This window comes from Streptomyces sp. NPDC101181, from assembly GCF_044767975.1.
Lineage (GTDB): Bacteria > Actinomycetota > Actinomycetes > Streptomycetales > Streptomycetaceae > Streptomyces.
In genome coordinates, this window is sequence record NZ_JBIWOX010000008.1 from 1 (window position 1) to 18,195 (window position 18,195).

Consider the following 18,195-nt stretch of genomic DNA (forward strand, 5'->3'; position numbering starts at 1 on the left):
GTACTGCAGGGGGGACCCTGTGGGAGAGTAGGACGCCGCCGAACGATTATTGTGGGGGAGCCCCGTACCGTATGGTACGGGGCTTTCCTGCGTTCGGGCGCAAAAGTGTCGCCCCCCTGTGCGTCCATCACCGGAGGCTGCGGGTAGGGTCAGGGGGCATCAATCGGCACGTTCTTCACAGGAGGCCCCCGGGTGGAGGTCCAGGAGACTCGGGTTCAGACGGACCGGGTCCTCACCATCCCCAACATCCTCAGCATGGCTCGCCTGGTCGGGGTGCCGCTCTTCCTGTGGCTCATTCTCCGCCCCGTGTTCGGCGGGCCCAACAGTGATGGCTGGGCACTGCTGGTGCTGATGCTCAGCGGTATCAGCGACTACCTCGACGGGAAGCTCGCCCGGCGGTGGAACCAGATCAGCAATCTCGGCCGGCTCCTGGACCCGGCGGCCGATCGGCTCTACATCCTCTCCACCCTCGTCGGGCTCACCTGGCGGGAGATCCTGCCGCTCTGGCTCACCGCGGCCCTTCTCGCCCGGGAGCTGATGCTTCTCGTGATGGTGGCCATCCTGCGCCGCCACGGCTATCCGCCGCCCCAGGTCAACTTCCTCGGCAAAGCTGCAACTTTCAACCTGATGTACGCCTTCCCCTTGTTGCTGCTCAGCGACGGGAGTGGTTGGCTGGCCACAGTAGCCGCCGTTTTCGGATGGGCGTTCGCGGGATGGGGTACAACCCTGTATTGGTGGGCAGGAATCCTGTATGTGATCCAGGTCCGCCAGCTCGTCAAGGCGGATGCAGTAGCCGATTGAGCTCGTTGACGCGGTGCCGTGCAGTGTGGCCGGTCCGCGGCAGATGTCTTGGATGATGCCCCGACGGGCGAACTCGGCTGATCGTCGTCTCGTCTAGGAGGACGTTTCCGACATGAAGGCCGTCGTGATGGCTGGTGGCGAAGGCACACGTCTTCGTCCCATGACCTCAAGCATGCCCAAGCCGCTTCTGCCCGTGGCCAACCGGCCGATCATGGAGCATGTATTGCGGCTGCTCAAGCGGCATGGGCTCAGCGAAACAGTGGTGACCGTCCAGTTCCTCGCCTCCCTGGTCAAGAACTACTTCGGGGACGGCGAAGAACTCGGCATGGAGCTCACCTATGCCAACGAGGAGAAGCCACTCGGCACCGCGGGCAGTGTCAAGAACGCCGAAGAGGCGTTGAAGGACGACACCTTCCTGGTCATTTCCGGTGACGCTCTCACCGACTTCGACCTCACCGACCTCATCGCTTTCCACAAGGAAAAAGGCGGACTCGTCACGGTCTGTCTGACCAGGGTTCCCAATCCGCTGGAATTCGGCATCACCATTGTGGACGAGGAAGGGCAGGTCGAGCGGTTCCTGGAGAAGCCGACCTGGGGGCAGGTCTTCTCGGACACCGTGAACACCGGCATTTACGTCATGGAGCCCGAAGTCTTCGACTACGTCGAGGCCGACACCTCCGTCGACTGGTCCGGTGACGTCTTCCCGCAGCTGATGAAGGAAGGCAAGCCCATCTACGGTTACATCGCCGAGGGCTACTGGGAGGACGTCGGGACGCACGAAAGCTATGTGAAGGCGCAGGCCGACGTCCTGGAGCGCAAGGTCGACGTCGAGCTCGACGGCTTCGAGATCTCACCCGGGGTATGGGTGGCCGAAGGTGCGGAAGTGCACCCCGACGCCGTACTGCGCGGACCGCTGTACATCGGCGACTACGCCAAGGTCGAGGCGGACGTCGAGATTCGGGAACACACGGTGGTCGGATCGAACGTCGTCGTCAAGACCGGGGCCTTCCTCCACAAGGCCGTCGTGCACGACAACGTCTACATCGGCCAGCACAGCAATCTCCGCGGCTGCGTGGTCGGGAAGAACACCGACATCATGCGGGCGGCCCGGATCGAGGACGGCGCGGTCATCGGTGACGAATGCCTGGTCGGTGAAGAGTCGATCATCCAGGGCAACGTACGGGTCTATCCGTTCAAGACCATCGAGGCCGGTGCGTTCGTCAACACCTCGGTCATCTGGGAGTCCCGCGGACAGGCGCATCTCTTCGGTGCCCGCGGGGTGTCCGGCATTCTGAACGTCGAGATCACACCGGAGCTGGCGGTGCGGCTGGCGGGCGCTTATGCGACGACCCTCAAGAAGGGGTCGACGGTCACGACCGCCCGTGACCACTCCCGTGGTGCGCGTGCGCTCAAGCGAGCGGTCATCTCGGCCCTCCAGGCCAGCGCCATCGACGTGCGCGACCTGGAGAACGTGCCCCTGCCCGTGGCTCGTCAGCAGACGGCGCGCGGCAGCGCGGGCGGCATCATGATCCGTACGTCGCCCGGTGTGCCCGACTCCGTCGACATCATGTTCATCGACGAGCGGGGCGCCGACCTCTCCCAGGCGCAGCAGCGCAAGCTCGACCGGGTCTACGCACGGCAGGAGTACCGCAGGGCGTTCCCGGGGGAGATCGGGGATCTGCACTTCCCGTCCAGCGTCTTCGACTCGTACACCGGTTCCCTGCTGCGCAACGTCGACATCACCGGTATCGCCGACTCCGGGCTCAAGGTCGTAGTCGACGCCTCGAACGGCAGCGCCGGTCTTGTTCTGCCCAGCCTCCTCGGGCGGCTCGGGGTGGACGCGCTGACCATCAACCCCGGGCTCGACGAGGCACGCCCCACCGAGAGCGCCGACACCCGGAGGGAGGGGCTGGTACGGCTCGGGGAGATCGTCTCCTCGGCCCGGGCGGCCTTCGGCGTGCGGTTCGACCCGGTGGGGGAGCGGCTGTCCCTCGTGGACGAGCTGGGGCGGATCATCGAGGACGACCGGGCGCTGCTGGTCCTCCTCGACCTCGTCGCCGCCGAGCGGCGCAGCGGCCGGGTCGCCCTGCCCGTCACGACCACACGCGTCGCCGAGCAGGTCGCGGCCTACCACGGCACGCAGGTGGAATGGACGACCACCTCGCCCGACGATCTGACCCGGGTCGGCCGTGAAGAGTCGACCATCTTCGGCGGGGACGGGCGAGGCGGGTTCATCGTTCCCGAATTCAGCAGCGTCTTCGACGGGACCGCGGCCTTCGTCCGGCTCATCGGGCTGGTCGCGCGTACCCAGCTCACCCTGAGCCAGATCGACGCCCGCATCCCCCGGGCCCACGTGCTGCGCCGCGATCTGGCGACGCCCTGGGCCGTCAAGGGGCTCGTCATGCGCCGGGTCGTCGAAGCGGCCGGAGACCGCAGCGTGGACACCACGGACGGGGTGCGTGTGGTGGAGGCGGACGGGCGGTGGATCATGGTCCTCCCGGACCGGGCGGAAGCCGTCACCCATCTGTGGGCGGAGGGCCCCGACGACGCCTCCGCGCAGGCGCTGCTCGACGAGTGGTCCGCGGTCGTGGACAGCGCGGGCGACTAGACACAGGGGAGCGGTGTGCCGGAACGCCCTGCCACGGCGTTCCGGCACACCGGTGGGGCCATTCGGCGGCAGCCGTGGTGACGTGCGACGATGTGCGGCATGTCGCAGCCGTCCCCCGATCGGAGCACCGCCCCGTCGTCCGCACGCCCCGACGCCTCCATGTCGCTGCTCAACAACGTGATGGACCACAGCCTCGACGACGGATACGCGGAGGCCGCGGCACGTCGCAGGGCGGACGGGAGCGAGGGGCTGCCCCGGACGCTCAGGTCGAAGCTCTGGCTGGCGGCGGGCCTGGTGGTGGCCGCGCTCGTGGTCACGCTCGGCGCGGCCGAGGCCCGGGTCTCGGCCCCGGTCGTCGCGAAGGAACGCGAGGAGCTGATCGACCGCATCGACGCGGAGACCGAGGCGGCGGACACGCTGGAGGCGGACGTCGACAAGCTCCGTACCGATGTGAGCGAGCGTCAGCGCAAGGCGTTGGAGCGGCACGGCGGGGCCCAGGGGCAGCTCGTGGCCCTGCTGTCCGGGGCGACCCCGGTCGAGGGCTCCGGTGTGAAGCTGGTCGTGGACGACGCGAAGAACACCGACGAGGGCGGCGGGGGACCACGGGAGTCCAGCAGTTTCTCCGACACCGGGCGGGTGCGCGACCGGGACATGCAGCGGGTGGTCAACGGGCTGTGGGAGTCGGGCGCCGAGGCCATCGCCATCAATGGGCAAAGGCTGACCGCGCTGTCGGCCATCCGGGCCGCGGGCGACGCCATACTGGTCGACAACAGGCCGCTCGTACCGCCGTACACGGTTCTCGCGGTGGGGGACGGGAAGAAGCTCGCGACCGCGTTCCGGGACAGCTCCGACGGTCAATATCTGAACGCGCTGAAGGAGAGCTTCGACATCCGCACCAGCATGTCCGAACAGGCGAAGGTGCGGCTTCCGGCCGCGGCCAGCCTGATCGTCCGTACAGCAGAGCCGAAGGCCGCCGGCAGGAGTGCGGCAGACACAGGGAAGGGCACATCGTGATCGCCGTACTGGGCCTCGTCGTGGGAGTCGTGGTCGGACTGTTGGTCCGGCCCGAGGTGCCGGCGGTGGTCGAGCCCTACCTGCCGATCGCGGTGGTCGCCGCGCTCGACGCCGTCTTCGGCGGTCTGCGGGCCATGCTCGACGGCATCTTCGTCGACAAGGTCTTCGTGGTCTCCTTCCTCTCGAACGTCGTGGTGGCCGCTCTGATCGTCTTCCTCGGCGACAAACTGGGAGTCGGCGCCCAGCTCTCCACCGGTGTCGTGGTCGTGCTCGGCATCCGGATCTTCTCCAACGCCGCGGCGATCCGCCGGCACGTCTTCCGGGCCTGAGGCCGATGAACAACGACGACAAGCCCCGCGGCCATCGCGCCCAGGACGGCGCGTCCGTCCCCCCGGTGCCCCAGGCTCCCGTTCCGCCGCCCGCGGCCGAGGAGGTGTCCGGTCGGCAGAGGCTGCTGGCGGGGCTGTGGCCGCCCCGGCTCAGCCGGGCCCAACTCATCGTCGCCGTGCTGCTGTTCGGGCTCGGTCTGGGGCTCGCCATCCAGGTCCGGTCCACCAGCGACGACAGCGCGCTGCGCGGCGCCCGGCAGGAGGACCTGGTCCGCATCCTCGACGAGGTCGACGACCGGACCCAGCGCCTGGAGGACGAGAAGCAGCGCCTGGACGACCAGCGGACGGAGCTGGAGAACAGCTCGGACCAGGCCGAGGAGGCCCGGAAACAGACGCTGGAGAAGGAGCGCCAGCTCGGCATCCTCGCGGGCACCGTGGCCGCTCACGGCCCCGGGATCACGCTGACGATCACCGACCCGGCGCGGGCCGTCGCCCCCGACATGCTGCTCGACGCCTTGCAGGAGCTGCGGGCGGCGGGCGCCGAGGCCATCCAGGTCAACGGCGTCCGGGTGGTGGCCAACACCTACTTCTCGGGGGAGGGCGGGAACGTCCAGGCGGACGGGAAGAGGATCGACGCGCCGTACGAGTTCACGGTGATCGGGAAGCCGCAGGATCTGGAGCCCGCCCTGAACATTCCCGGCGGTGTGGTCCAGACGCTGGAGAAGGAGCAGGCCACGGTGGTCGTGGAGCGGTCCGACGACATCTCCGTCGACGCCTTGCGACCGGCGCAGCGGCCTGACTACGCTCGGTCGTCATCCCCGTGAGTCCGGAGGGGGCGAAAGCCGGTGGACCGGGTCGGGAGCTTGCGGGGGGTCGCCGCACCGGATTGGCGGTGCGTGATGGAAACTGTCGGGTGGATACGGACGTTGTGAAGATGTCCGGGTCGGCAGGTGTGTTCATTCAGGGTTCGTCCTGCCCCACGGGCGGGTCTATGTCGGTCAAGGGGAATCGCCCGTGAAGTTGTTTGCGAAGTTGTTCGGGAAGAGCGCACGCCAGGACAGCAACAGTGCTGCCCGCCACCGCGCTCCGCGCCACGGCCAGTCCGAGGAGCAGGAGACGGAGCGCCCGCTCTTCCGCGACGAGGTGTCCGGAGCCCCCGGGGGGACCGGCGCGCCGTCTGTTGACCCCGCCGGTGCCGGGACCATAGGTTTCGGCGCACCATCAGCCGCCAGTACGGGTGGAGGCTTCACCCCGGAGGGTTCCTCGATGCCGGTCTGTCCGAGGTGCGGCCACCGTAACGCGGAGGCCAGCCGGTTCTGCTCCAACTGCGGTACGCCGCTGCGGGGCGGCGCTCCCGAGCGTCCTTCGGAGACGACGTCGACGATCTCCATCTCGGGTCTGGAGGCGTACGAGGCGGAGGCGACGGGCCAGACCGCGCTGCCCTCGCTCTCCCCGGAGGCCCAGGCGGCCGTGGACGCGCTGCCCGGCGGTTCGGCGCTGCTCGTCGTGCGGCGCGGGCCGAACTCCGGCAGCCGTTTCCTGCTCGACAGCGACCTGACGACGGCGGGCCGTCACCCGCAGAGCGACATCTTCCTCGATGACGTGACCGTGTCGCGGCGTCATGTGGAGTTCCACAGGGGTCCGGACGGTAGCTTCACCGTGGGCGATGTCGGCAGCCTCAACGGCACCTACGTCAACCGTGAGCGCATCGATTCGGTCCAGCTGTCCAACGGCGACGAAGTCCAGATCGGGAAGTACCGCCTGGTCTTCTATGCGAGCCCGCGGGGCGTGTGACCCGTCCCCGGACAGGCCGTCCGGGGGGATCCCCAGGAAGGCCCATGCTGCGAACACCGACAGGCGGTGCCGGTCACGACACCGCCGCCGCGGAAGAGCGCTCGATGAGCATCGGTACGGTGCTCGTCGAGCTGCGCGACGAGTTTCCCGAAGTGACCATCTCCAAGATCCGGTTCCTGGAGGCCGAGGGGCTCATCGAGCCGCAGCGCACTCCTTCCGGATACCGGAAATTCGCCCCGCGCGATGTGGAGCGCCTGGCTCAGGTGCTCCGTATGCAGCGGGACCACTATCTGCCGCTCAAGGTCATCCGGGAACACCTGGACGCCCTGGAACGGGGTGAGCGGCCCGTCCTGCCCGCTCCCGGCCCTCAGCGGGATCTGGCCGACGGCGTCTGGGAGCCGGGTCCGGCAGGACCCACCGCCGCGCGGATCGGGCGGGCGGAGCTGCTCGCGGCGGCTGAGATCGACGAGGAGCGGCTGGAGGAGTGGGAGTCCTACGGACTCATCGTCCCGGCTCCCGGCGGCGGCTACGACACCGAGATGGTCACCGTGGCCAGGCTGGTCGCGGACCTGGGGCGATTCGGACTCGAACCGCGTCATCTTCGGGCCATGCGTGCCTCGGCCGACCGGGAGGCGGGGCTGGTGGAGCAGGTGGTGGCGCCGCTGCGCAGGCACCGCAATCCGCAGACCAGGGCCCATGCGCAGGCCACGGCGAACGAGCTGGCGGAGCTGTCCGTACGGCTGCACGCGGCACTCGTCCAGAGCGCTCTGCGGGGCCGTCCGCACTGACCTCGGCGGATCCCGACTACCCAAACATGCCGAGCACGTCCTAGGGTTGCTGTGTGAACGAGCTCGACGTTGTCGGTGTCCGGGTGGAAATGCCCTCCAACCAACCGATCGTTCTCCTGCGTGAGGTGGGAGGCGACCGGTACCTCCCTATTTGGATCGGTCCCGGTGAGGCGACCGCGATCGCCTTCGCCCAGCAGGGCATGGCCCCGGCCCGGCCGCTGACCCACGACCTGTTCAAGGACGTGCTGGAGGCGGTGGGCCAGGAGCTCACCGAGGTGCGCATCACGGACCTCCGCGAAGGGGTCTTCTACGCGGAGCTCGTCTTCGCGAGCGGGGTCGAGGTGAGCGCCCGGCCCTCCGATGCCATAGCGCTCGCCCTGCGGACCGGCACGCCGATCTACGGCAGTGACGGTGTGCTGGACGACGCGGGCATCGCGATCCCCGACGAGCAGGAGGACGAGGTGGAGAAGTTCCGCGAATTCCTCGACCAGATCTCTCCGGAGGACTTCGGCACGAACAGCCAGTGACCGTCCCTCTCCGGAGGTGCCGTCAGCGCATCCGGCAAGCCTTTCCCCGAAACAGGACACGGCAAACCACCCTCCGGGTGATTATCACTCGGCGTGCCGAGTGTGGCGATCGTTGACGCACCCCGGGTGACTGCCTACCTTCGAGTGGGCAGGTCAAGGACGGAGGTCGGCGTGAGAAGCAGCGGCGACGGTACGGCGTCGGGTGGGCCGTACTCGCACCACGGTGGGGCCGACCACGCCATCAGGCAGCCGGTGCAGCCGGCCGCCGTGGCGAACGGCGTGGCAGCGGCGAGCGATATCGGTTATCGCGGACCGACGGCATGCGCGGCGGCGGGCATCACCTACCGCCAATTGGACTACTGGGCGCGGACGGGACTGGTCGAGCCCAGTGTGCGCCCGGCCTACGGGTCGGGGACCCAGCGGCTCTACAGCTTTCGGGACGTGGTCCTCCTCAAGATCGTCAAGCGGTTCCTGGACACCGGGGTCGCTCTCCAGAACATCCGCACCACGGTCCAGCACCTGCGGGACGGCGGTTTCCAGGATCTGGAGCGCATGACGCTGATGAGCGACGGGGCCACGGTCTACGAGTGCTCCTCGCCCGACGAGGTCGTCAGTCTGCTCCAGGGCGGACAGGGCGTCTTCGGGATCGCCGTGGGTGTCGTCTGGCGGGACGTGGACGCGGCCCTCTCCCAGTTGCACGGGGAGCGGGTCGACACCGGTGAGACGCTCATCGGCCACAACCCGGCGGACGAGCTGGCCAGACGGCGTAACCGCGCCGGATGAGCGGGCTCCGGCCCGCCGGAGCGAACGCGGGACACGGGACGGTGCGGCACCCCGCGGGGCGCCGCACCGTCCCGTTGTCAGTGCGGTAGGGCAGCATCGACGGTGTGAGACCCGCGCCGACCATCCTCCACCTGGACATGGATGCCTTCTACGCCTCGGCGGAGCAGGCATCCAAGCCGAGCCTGCGCGGCAAGGCGGTCGTGGTGGGCGGCCTCGGCCCCCGGGGAGTGGTGGCCACCGCCTCCTACGAGGCCCGGCGCTTCGGGGTCCACTCGGCGATGCCCACCGCTCAGGCCCGGCGGCTCGCGCCGAACGCCGCCTACCTGGTGCCCCGCTTCTCGCTGTACCGCGCGGTCAGCGACCAGGTGATGGGCCTCCTGGGGCAGCTGTCGCCGCTGGTCGAGCCGCTGAGCCTGGACGAGGCCTTCGTCGACCTGGAGGCGGGCGGGGCGGCGGACGACCCGGCCTCGGCGCGGGCGACGGGGCAGCGGCTGCGGGAGGCCATCCGGGCCGTCACCGGACTCAGCGGGTCCGTCGGTCTGGCCGGGTCCAAGATGCTCGCCAAGATCGCCTCCGAGCAGGCCAAGCCCGACGGGCTGGTGCTCATCGAGCCGGGCACCGAGCGCGAACTGCTCGCCCCCCTGTCCGTCCGTATCCTGCCGGGCGTCGGCCCGGCCACCGGCGACCACCTGCGACGCGCGGGGATGACCACCGTCCACGACCTGGCCGAGGCGGGCGAGGCCGAGCTCGTACGGCTGGTCGGCAAGGCCCACGGCCACGGGCTCTACCGGATGGCCCTGGGGCTGGACGACCGGCCGGTGGTCGCCGAGCGGGACGCCAAGTCCGTATCCGTGGAGGACACCTTCGATGTCGACCTGCACGACCGGGTGCGGGTGCGCGCCGAGGTGGAGCGGCTGGCCGTGCGGTGCGTGGAGCGGCTGCGCGGGGCCGACCGGTCGGGGCGCACGGTGGTGCTGAAGGTGCGCCGGTACGACTTCTCCACGCTGACCCGCTCCGAGACGCTCCGCGGTCCGACGGACGATCCGACGGTGGTGCGCGAGGCCGCGGGACGGCTGCTGGAGTCCGTCGACACGACCGGGGGCGTACGGCTGCTGGGGGTCGGGGTGACAGGGCTGGCCGACTTCACCCAGGAGGACCTGTTCGCGCAGGCCGCCGACGCCCGCGAGCTGGAACGGCGCTCCGAGGAGGCGCGGGAGCCGGCCGTGACGGGCAACGGAGAGGAGAGCGCCCCGGCGGAGCCCGAGATCGAAAGCGCCGAGGCGCGGGCCGCCCGGCGCTGGCCCGCCGGACACGACGTGCACCACGAGGAGCACGGGCACGGCTGGGTGCAGGGCAGCGGCATCGGCCGGGTCACCGTCCGGTTCGAGGAGCCGTGGAGCGCGCCCGGCCGGGTGCTGACCTTCCGCGTCGACGATCCGCGGCTGCGGCCCGCCGACCCGCTGCCGCTCGTCCGGGAGCCGCCGGACTACTCCTCCTGGCCCGCCAGCCTGCCGAAGTCCCGGTCGCCGGGGGGCTCCGCCGGGAGCGAGGCGTCCAGCCCGTAGTGCCGGTACAGCTGCAGTTCCTGCTCGGGCGAGAGATGCCTGCCCACACCGAAGTCCGGCGCGTTCTTGATCAGGCCCCGGTCGAAGGGGACGTGCAGCGCGTCCTCGGTGAACTCGCTGGGCTCCAGGGGGACGAAGGCGTCCCGGCTGAACAGGCCGGTGCGTACGGCCGCCCACTCGGGAACCCCCGTCGCGTCGTCGAGATAGACCTCATCCACCGTTCCGATCTTGGCGCCCTTGCGATCGAAGGCCTTGCGGCCGATCAGGCGGCGCGGATCGATATCCGTCTGCACGGTGCCTCCCACTGGTCCCGGACTGCTCAGGGCGGCCCCTGCGGCCCACCAGCACCACACAAGTGCAGATTCGTGGCATCGGCCACTCGAAAGCCCCGGCGCGGAGGCCGCTGGTAGGCTGGCACTGGCTGCTGACCCCGTGCGGGAGAGTCCTTCGGTGCGGAATCCGGAGGCGCCGAAGGAGCAACTCCTCCCCGGAATCTCTCAGGCCCCCGTACCGCACGGACGAGGTCACTCTGGAAAGCAGGGCGGTTCCGTGCGGGCGCAGACCGGACGGGTTCGACCCTCACCGACGGTGAAAGCCTGCACGCCCCCGGGTGCGCCGGTGAAGCTCTCAGGTTGAGATGACAGAGGGGGAGGCCGTCCGGGCACCCGCGCCGCGGTGCCCCTCGCAGGTCGTGTCGGACCAGGAGGCCTCCACCATGACACCCCGTCGCACTCCGCTCTCCCAGCTGGAGCAGGGCATTCCGTTCGAGCAGCGCCACATAGGGCCCGATGCCGGGGCGCAGGCGAAGATGCTCGCCCAGGTCGGCTACGGCTCCCTCGACGAACTGACCGCCGCCGCGGTGCCCGACGTGATCAAGAGCGCGGAGGCTCTGAACCTGCCCTCGGCGCGCACCGAGGCGGAGGTCCTGGCGGAGCTGAGGTCGCTGGCCGACCGCAACCAGGTGCTGGCCCCGATGATCGGCCTCGGCTACTACGGCACCTTCACGCCGCCGGTGATCCTGCGCAACGTCATGGAGAACCCCGCGTGGTACACGGCCTACACGCCGTACCAGCCGGAGATCTCCCAGGGCCGCCTGGAGGCCCTGCTGAACTTCCAGACGATGGTCGCCGAGCTGACCGGGCTGCCCACCTCCGGCGCCTCCCTGCTGGACGAGGGCACCGCGGCCGCCGAGGCGATGGCGCTCGCCCGGCGGGTCGGCAAGGTCAAGAACGGCGTCTTCCTGGTCGACGCCGACACCCTGCCGCAGACCGTCGCGGTCATCGAGACCCGCGCCGAGCCCACCGGCGTCGAGGTCGTCGTCGCCGACCTGAGCGAGGGCATTCCCGCGCGGATCGCCGAGCGCGGCGTCTTCGGCGTGCTGCTCCAGTACCCGGGCGCCTCCGGCGCGGTGCGGGCCATCGAGCCGGTGATCGAGCAGGCCCACGAGCTGGGCGCGATCGTCACCGTCGCCGCCGACCTGCTGGCCCTGACGCTGCTCACCTCGCCCGGAGCGCTCGGCGCCGACATCGCGGTGGGCACCACCCAGCGCTTCGGCGTGCCGATGGGCTTCGGCGGCCCGCACGCCGGGTTCATGGCGGTCCGCGAGAAGTTCGCCCGCTCGCTGCCCGGCCGCCTCGTCGGGGTCTCCGTCGACGCCGACGGCGACAAGGCCTACCGCCTGGCCCTCCAGACCCGCGAGCAGCACATCCGCCGCGAGAAGGCCACCAGCAACATCTGCACCGCGCAGGTGCTCCTCGCCGTGATGGCCGGCATGTACGCCGTGTACCACGGGCCCGACGGCCTGCGGACGATCGCCCGGCGCACCCACCGCTACGCCGCGATCCTCGCCGAGGGGCTGCGTACCGCCGGGGCCGAGGTCGTGCACGGCGCGTTCTTCGACACGATCACCGTGCGGGCCGTCGGCAAGGCCGCGGGAATCGTCGCGGACGCCCGGGAGCGCGGGGTCAACCTGCGCCTCGTCGACGCCGACCACGTCTCCGTCGCCTGCGACGAGACCACCACCCGGTCCCAGGTCGCCGCTGTCTGGGCCGCCTTCGGTGCCGAGGGCGACATCGAGGCCCTGGACGGTACGGTCGCCGACGCACTGCCCGGGAACCTGCTGCGTAACGACGACATCCTCACCCACCCGGTCTTCCACCAGCACCGCTCCGAGACCGCGATGCTGCGCTACCTGCGCAAGCTGGCCGACCGGGACTACGCGCTGGACCGCGGCATGATCCCGCTCGGCTCCTGCACGATGAAGCTGAACGCCACCGCCGAGATGGAGTCCGTCACCTGGCCCGAGTTCGGCGCGCTGCACCCCTTCGCCCCGGCCGATCAGGCGCACGGCTTCCTCACCCTCATCCGTGAGCTGGAGGAGCGCCTGGCGGAGGTCACCGGCTACGACGCGGTCTCCCTCCAGCCCAACGCGGGCTCCCAGGGCGAGTTCGCCGGTCTCCTCGCCGTGCGGGCGTACCACCGGGCCAACGGGGACGACCAGCGCACCGTCTGCCTCATCCCGTCCTCCGCGCACGGCACCAACGCCGCCAGCGCCGTCATGGCCGGCATGAGGGTCGTCGTGGTGAAGACCGCCGACGACGGCGAGGTCGACGTCGCGGACCTGCGGGCCAAGATCGAGCAGCACCGGGACGAGCTGGCCGTCCTCATGATCACCTACCCGTCCACGCACGGGGTGTTCGAGGAGCACGTCGCCGACATCTGCGGCGAGGTGCACGACGCGGGCGGTCAGGTCTACGTCGACGGCGCCAACCTCAACGCACTGGTCGGGCTCGCCAAGCCCGGCAAGTTCGGCGGCGACGTCTCCCACCTCAACCTGCACAAGACTTTCTGCATCCCGCACGGCGGCGGCGGTCCCGGCGTCGGCCCGGTCGGCGTCCGCGCGCACCTCGCCCCGTACCTCCCCAACCACCCGCTCCAGCCCGCCGCGGGCCCGGAGACCGGTGTGGGCCCGATCTCGGCCGCCCCATGGGGCTCCGCGGGCATTCTGCCGATCTCGTGGGCGTACGTCCGTCTCATGGGCGGGGAGGGCCTCAAGCGGGCCACGCAGGTCGCCGTGCTGGCCGCCAACTACATCGCCAAGCGCCTGGAGCCGCACTTCCCGATCCTGTACAACGGTCCGGCCGGGCTGGTCGCGCACGAGTGCATCGTCGACCTGCGGCCCATCTCCAAGGCGACCGGCGTCTCCATCGACGACGTGGCCAAGCGCCTGATCGACTACGGATTCCACTCGCCGACCATGTCGTTCCCGGTCGCCGGCACGCTGATGATCGAGCCGACCGAGAGCGAGGACCTGGCGGAGCTCGACCGGTTCTGCGACACCATGATCGCTATCCGCGCCGAGATCGAGAAGGTCGCCACGGGCGAGTGGCCCAAGGACGACAACCCGCTGGCCAACGCCCCGCACACCGCGGCCGCGCTCGGCGGGGACTGGGAGCACGGCTACAGCCGTGCGGAGGCCGTCTTCCCGGCCGGTGTGTCCGCGGCCGACAAGTACTGGCCGCCGGTGCGCCGCATCGACGGGGCCTTCGGCGACCGGAACCTGGTCTGCTCCTGCCCGCCGCTGGACGAGTACGACAACTGAAACACCCTGTCCGCGGGGGCGTGAGCCGCAAGCGGCGTACGCCCGGACATGCGTCGGGGCCGGTGCGGAGACCTCTCCGGGCCGGCCCCTGTCCGTACAGCCTGAAGTCCTTGGGGCGGCCTCAGGCCGCCCTCACCACCTGGCCCGCCGCCAACGACCGGTGCGGGGCGATGACCTGCCCGTCCGGCAGCAGCTCGCCGGTGTCCTCGAAGAGCAGGACGCCGTTGCACAGAAGGCTCCACCCCTGCTCGGGGTGGTGGGCCGTCAGACGGGCCGCTTCCCGGTCGGGCGAGGCGGCGGTGGGGCAGGGTGGCTTGTGCTGGCACATGGATGGGTTCTTTCGCTGCGTCGAGTCGAATGTCCTGCGGCTGGATGAGGTGTTCATGGCCGCCCCCGTTTCAGTCGGTCCGGTCCCAGTGTTGCCCTACGGCGGTGATTCCGCAGGGATTTCGCCGCGGCTCCCGTACTCCTCCGATGACGCGTCACCCGCGCGGACGGTTCACCGCGACCGCACCGTCCCTTTGGGTGATGAAGGGGGGCCGGATGGGGCTAGCCCGAGTGGGCAGCGGAACGCCCCCGCGGCGCGCGGCCCAGCCGTACGGACGTACGGGACGGAGCCGGGCGCCCCAGGGGCGTGGGTGGGCCGGGGGCGGGGTCAGGCCGAGCTGAGGAGCGGTCCGGGTGCCACCCGCAGCGAGATGACGGGCAGCAGGTCGGCGACCCGGTGCGGTCTGTGGGCGGCGATCCCCGGCGGTGCCGGGGCCAGCGGCACCAGGACGTCCGAAGGCGCGGGCACGCCCACGGCGGGGTCGGCGTCGGTGTCGCCGTGCAGCCAGAGGGTGAGCATGTACAGCTCCGGGATCGACAGCAGCCGCGCCTGATAGGGGGTGGCCGACGCCTCCGCCTGCCGGACGGCGAGTTCGGTCGAAGCGAGGTAGGGCCCCTCGAAGAAGTGCGAGAACGCCCAGCCGTCGGGGGTGAGTACGGTGTCCGCCGCGGCGACCGCACGGCTCTCGCTCCGGATCAGGAAGCGCCAGGCGGCGAGCCTGGTGAGGGGAGCCGTCCGGGCGGGGGTGATCCGGTCCAGCACATGGACGGGAAGCGGCAGCTCAGGGCTCAGCGGTCCCTGGACGGACCGGAGAGCGGACGTTCGGGCCTCACGGACGGCGGTGGGAGAACCGAGGGCCGTGAGGACGCTGCGCAGGGCGGGCGCGGGAGCCGAGGGGACATGCAGCGGCATGGTGGGTCGCCTCTCACTTCGGAGACACGGTGACGCGTGGGCGGGTGCAGACAGCGCTGTCGGCGATCGGGCCGGAAAGCGGCCGATTGACGGGCGACACGTGGTAACTCTCCGCCTCGTCCAGCGGAGTTTATATGACGCGTGTTCACACAGTGTTTCCACTAGCAGCCGGGGATATTTCGCACAAGGCGTCATCCGGACTTCGAATCGCGGTTTTTCCGGCGATGTGCTCCACCGTTTCCGGGCCCGACCTGGGGTCGTTCCGGTGGCGCGGTAGGCCGAAACTCATCGGTGTTTCCACCACGGTCTCCAGCCCGTTCCTGCCGGGAGGAAATGCCCCTGGCTCCGTGCCGAGCGAATGTGCCCGGGGACTCCGTCCACCAGACTATCGGGTATCGGAGGCCCGTGGGGGCGTTACGGATCACTCCGACGGGGCATTATCGATCGTGATGCGAGCGGCCTGGGCCGCGGGCCGCCACTGGAGGAGGGACCCCTCGATGGGGGAGAAGGTCGCCGCGGGCGCGCTGGATCTGTCGGACCGACGGGCGTACCGCGCCAAGCTCGACCAGTGTCTGGAGGGGCTGGGCAGGCTCCTGGCGGAGCGGAGGTTCGACCGTCCGCGCAACCTGATGGGGCTGGAGATAGAGCTGAATCTCGCCGGGCCCGACGGGATGCCCCGGATGATGAATCAGGAAGTGCTCCAGCGCATCGCGAGCCGCGATTTCCAGACCGAACTGGGCATGTTCAATCTCGAAGTGAATGTCGTCCCGCACCGCCTCGGCGGCCGGGTATTCGACCAGCTCTCGGAGGAGTTGCGGACCGGTCTCGCCTATGCGCACCGCAAGGCGGGCGAGGTGGACGCGGGGATCGTGATGATCGGAATCCTGCCCACCCTGGGAGAGGACGACGTGGTCTCCGCGAACCTCTCCGACGTGGACCGCTACACCCTCCTCAACGACCAAATGGCCGCCGCCCGGGGCGAGGATTTCGCCTTGGACATCGAGGGCGTCGAGCGGCTGGTCTGCACCTCGCCGTCCATCGCCCCGGAATCGGCCTGCACCTCCGTCCAGCTGCACCTCCAGGTGACGCCCGACCGGTTCGCCGACGTGTGGAACGCCGCCCAGGCGATCACCGGCGTCCAGATCGCGCTGGGCGCCAACGCCCCCTTCCTGTTCGGCAAGGAGCTGTGGCGCGAGTCCCGGCCCCCGCTGTTCCAGCAGGCCACCGACGTACGCCCGCCGGAGCTGGCGAACCAGGGGGTGCGGCCGCGGACCTGGTTCGGGGAGCGCTGGATCAGCTCCCCCCAGGAGCTGTTCGAGGAGAACCTGCGCTACTTCCCGCCGCTGCTGCCGATCTGCGACGAGGAGGACCCCCTGGCCGTCCTCGACGAGGGCGGGGTCCCCGAGCTGGCCGAACTGGTCCTGCACAACGGCACCGTCTACCGCTGGAACCGCCCGGTGTACGGGATCGCCGACGGCGTCCCGCATCTGCGGGTGGAGAACCGCGTACTGCCCGCCGGGCCGACCGTCACCGACGTGATCGCCAATGCCGCGTTCTACTACGGGCTCGTCCGGGCGCTCGCCGAGGAGCCCCGGCCGGTCTGGAGCAGGCTGCCGTTCGAGGCCGCCGAGGAGAACTTCACCGAGGCCTGCCGGCATGGCATCGAGGCCGAGATGGTCTGGCCGAGCTCGGGCCGCTCCGGTGGGCTGACCAGGATTCCCGCCACCCGGCTGGTGCTGGAGGAGCTGCTTCCGCTGGCCGCCGCCGGACTGGACGCCTGGCACATCGAGCCCGCGGACCGGGACCGCTATCTCGGCGTGATCGAGGAGCGCTGCAAACGGCGCGTCAACGGAGCCTCCTGGCAGGTCGCCACGTACTACCGGGCCCAGCAGGCCGGGCTCGGGCGGGACGCGGCGCTCGCCGCCACCACCCGCCGCTACGCCGAGCTGATGCACGCCGGAGAGCCGGTCCACACCTGGCCGGTGGGGTTCCCGGCGCCCTGACGGCGGCCGGGGCGTCGCGCGGGCCCTCGGAGGTGGTGCGGCGCCTTCCGTGGAGCGCCGCCGCTCCTGGCCCGGAGCGACCGTTCCGGCCCGCTGCCACGGCGGCCTGAAGAGCCATCGCGCGGACCTCTACCGGGCCGCCGTAGGCCCTAAGAGCCGTCGGTCCCGAAGCCGATACCGGTGCGTCGGCCGGTCGCGGTGGCCTCGTCCCGGTCGGCGGCCGGGCCCCACCGCGACGGCGACGATGCCCTTACTCGAAGATGAGACAGGAACATGGGGCCGCTCCGTCAGCGATGGCGAGGGCCGGACGTAAGGCAGGTGGATCGGTGGAGGCGGGCCGCGTGGCTGAATCTTTTCCTCAGGAGACCGTGTCGCGACGGACCCTGCGGTCCGAAACGGTGCTGGTCCTGGCACTCTCGTTGGGCGCCAGTGCCGTCTCCGCCCTCATCAGTTTCATCGGATCACTGACGAAACCGGGTGGTCTGAAGGACCAGGCGGCGACGCTCAACGGTTCGTACGCCCCCGGACGTCCCTGGCTGGATCTGGCCTGGCAGACGTTCAGTATCGCCACGGCTCTGGTGCCCGTCGCCCTGGTGGCGCATCTGCTGATCCGGGAGGACGCGGGACTGCGGAGCATCGGCTTCGACCGGGCCAGGCCCTGGTTCGACCTCGGCCGCGGCACTCTGATCGCGGCCGGGATCGGCAGCGCCGGGCTCGCCTTCTACCTGGGCGCCCGCGCCGCCGGATTCAACCTGACCGTCGTCCCGGAGTCGCTGCCCGACGTCTGGTGGAAGTTCCCCGTACTGATCCTCTCGGCGATGGAGAACTCCATCGTGGAGGAGGTCATCGTCGTCGGGTATCTGCTGCGCAGACTCGACCAGTTGGGCTGGTCGCCGATGCGGTCGCTGGTCGCCAGCTCCCTGCTGCGCGGCTCGTACCACCTCTACCAGGGCATCGGCGGGTTCATCGGGAACGTGGTGATGGGCGTCGTCTTCGTGCTGCTGTACCGGCGTTGGGGGCGGGTGGGGCCGCTGGTCGTCGCGCACACGCTCCTGGACGTCGGGGCGTTCGTCGGATACGCGCTGCTCGCGGGCAAGGTGGGGTGGCTGCCGACGCCGTAGGGCATCGCGCGGAGCGGTGAA

General features: G+C 70.3%; 16 protein-coding genes and 1 riboswitch. Of the genes, 13 read left to right on the forward strand and 3 right to left on the reverse strand.

Going from position 1 to position 18,195, the window contains the following annotated elements:
* Window positions 1-192: 192 nt before the first annotated feature.
* The 10 genes from ACIRRU_RS13995 to ACIRRU_RS14040 all read left to right on the forward strand — a co-directional run bounded on the left by ACIRRU_RS13995 (window position 193) and on the right by ACIRRU_RS14040 (window position 10,209).
* On the forward strand, window positions 193-801 hold the full coding sequence (locus ACIRRU_RS13995) for a CDP-alcohol phosphatidyltransferase family protein (RefSeq protein ID WP_403679654.1): 609 nt from the start codon (window positions 193-195) through the stop codon (window positions 799-801).
* A gap of 112 nt (window positions 802-913) precedes the next feature.
* A complete protein-coding gene (locus ACIRRU_RS14000) occupies window positions 914-3,409 on the forward strand; it encodes a mannose-1-phosphate guanyltransferase (RefSeq protein WP_363202105.1) in 2,496 nt (831 codons plus the stop codon).
* A 99-nt stretch (window positions 3,410-3,508) separates the two neighbouring features.
* Window positions 3,509-4,423: a DUF881 domain-containing protein gene (locus tag ACIRRU_RS14005; RefSeq protein ID WP_403679656.1), complete on the forward strand. Its 915-nt coding sequence runs from the start codon at window positions 3,509-3,511 to the stop codon at window positions 4,421-4,423.
* Window positions 4,420-4,752 (forward strand): small basic family protein, encoded by a 333-nt coding sequence (locus tag ACIRRU_RS14010; RefSeq protein WP_003970459.1) that lies wholly within the window; start codon window positions 4,420-4,422, stop codon window positions 4,750-4,752. The genes ACIRRU_RS14005 and ACIRRU_RS14010 overlap by 4 nt, the downstream gene beginning before the upstream one ends.
* A gap of 5 nt (window positions 4,753-4,757) precedes the next feature.
* Window positions 4,758-5,576, forward strand: coding sequence for a DUF881 domain-containing protein (locus ACIRRU_RS14015; protein WP_403679659.1), 819 nt, complete (start codon window positions 4,758-4,760; stop codon window positions 5,574-5,576).
* Between the two features lie 190 nt (window positions 5,577-5,766).
* Window positions 5,767-6,546, forward strand: a complete 780-nt coding sequence (locus ACIRRU_RS14020) for an FHA domain-containing protein (protein WP_403679662.1) — start codon at window positions 5,767-5,769, stop codon at window positions 6,544-6,546.
* A 44-nt stretch (window positions 6,547-6,590) separates the two neighbouring features.
* Window positions 6,591-7,334 carry a MerR family transcriptional regulator gene (locus ACIRRU_RS14025; RefSeq protein WP_403679665.1) on the forward strand — a complete coding sequence of 248 codons (744 nt, stop codon included), beginning with the start codon at window positions 6,591-6,593 and terminating at the stop codon, window positions 7,332-7,334.
* Window positions 7,335-7,387: 53 nt separating this feature from the next.
* Window positions 7,388-7,861, forward strand: a complete 474-nt coding sequence (locus ACIRRU_RS14030; RefSeq protein ID WP_006123076.1) for a bifunctional nuclease family protein — start codon at window positions 7,388-7,390, stop codon at window positions 7,859-7,861.
* 171 nt (window positions 7,862-8,032) lie between these two features.
* The gene (locus ACIRRU_RS14035) at window positions 8,033-8,644 is read left to right on the forward strand and encodes a MerR family transcriptional regulator (RefSeq protein ID WP_363202110.1); all 612 of its coding nucleotides are present in this window, start codon (window positions 8,033-8,035) and stop codon (window positions 8,642-8,644) included.
* A gap of 104 nt (window positions 8,645-8,748) precedes the next feature.
* Window positions 8,749-10,209 (forward strand): DNA polymerase IV, encoded by a 1,461-nt coding sequence (locus ACIRRU_RS14040; RefSeq protein ID WP_403679668.1) that lies wholly within the window; start codon window positions 8,749-8,751, stop codon window positions 10,207-10,209.
* On the opposite strand, the gene ACIRRU_RS14045 is transcribed toward ACIRRU_RS14040, so the two are convergent.
* On the reverse strand, window positions 10,131-10,502 hold the full coding sequence (locus ACIRRU_RS14045) for a PRC-barrel domain-containing protein (protein ID WP_363202112.1): 372 nt from the start codon (window positions 10,500-10,502) through the stop codon (window positions 10,131-10,133). The genes ACIRRU_RS14040 and ACIRRU_RS14045 overlap by 79 nt on opposite strands.
* 132 nt (window positions 10,503-10,634) lie before the next feature.
* Window positions 10,635-10,732, forward strand: a riboswitch (glycine riboswitch).
* 192 nt (window positions 10,733-10,924) lie between these two features.
* On the opposite strand from ACIRRU_RS14045, the gene gcvP reads away from it, so the two are divergent.
* A complete protein-coding gene (gene gcvP / locus ACIRRU_RS14050; RefSeq protein WP_403679670.1) occupies window positions 10,925-13,810 on the forward strand; it encodes an aminomethyl-transferring glycine dehydrogenase in 2,886 nt (961 codons plus the stop codon).
* Between the two features lie 121 nt (window positions 13,811-13,931).
* Here gcvP and ACIRRU_RS14055 read toward each other — a convergent pair whose 3' ends face one another.
* Together ACIRRU_RS14055 and ACIRRU_RS14060 are read right to left on the reverse strand one after the other, a co-directional pair.
* A complete protein-coding gene (locus tag ACIRRU_RS14055; protein WP_403679673.1) occupies window positions 13,932-14,138 on the reverse strand; it encodes a DUF5999 family protein in 207 nt (68 codons plus the stop codon).
* Window positions 14,139-14,465: 327 nt separating this feature from the next.
* Window positions 14,466-15,050, reverse strand: coding sequence for a hypothetical protein (locus ACIRRU_RS14060; protein ID WP_403679675.1), 585 nt, complete (start codon window positions 15,048-15,050; stop codon window positions 14,466-14,468).
* A 497-nt stretch (window positions 15,051-15,547) separates the two neighbouring features.
* Here ACIRRU_RS14060 and ACIRRU_RS14065 point away from each other — a divergent pair, with 497 nt between their 5' ends.
* Window positions 15,548-17,053: a glutamate--cysteine ligase gene (locus tag ACIRRU_RS14065; protein WP_403679678.1), complete on the forward strand. Its 1,506-nt coding sequence runs from the start codon at window positions 15,548-15,550 to the stop codon at window positions 17,051-17,053.
* Window positions 17,054-17,346: 293 nt separating this feature from the next.
* Window positions 17,347-18,174: a CPBP family intramembrane glutamic endopeptidase gene (locus ACIRRU_RS14070; RefSeq protein WP_403679681.1), complete on the forward strand. Its 828-nt coding sequence runs from the start codon at window positions 17,347-17,349 to the stop codon at window positions 18,172-18,174.
* Window positions 18,175-18,195 lie beyond the last annotated feature (21 nt).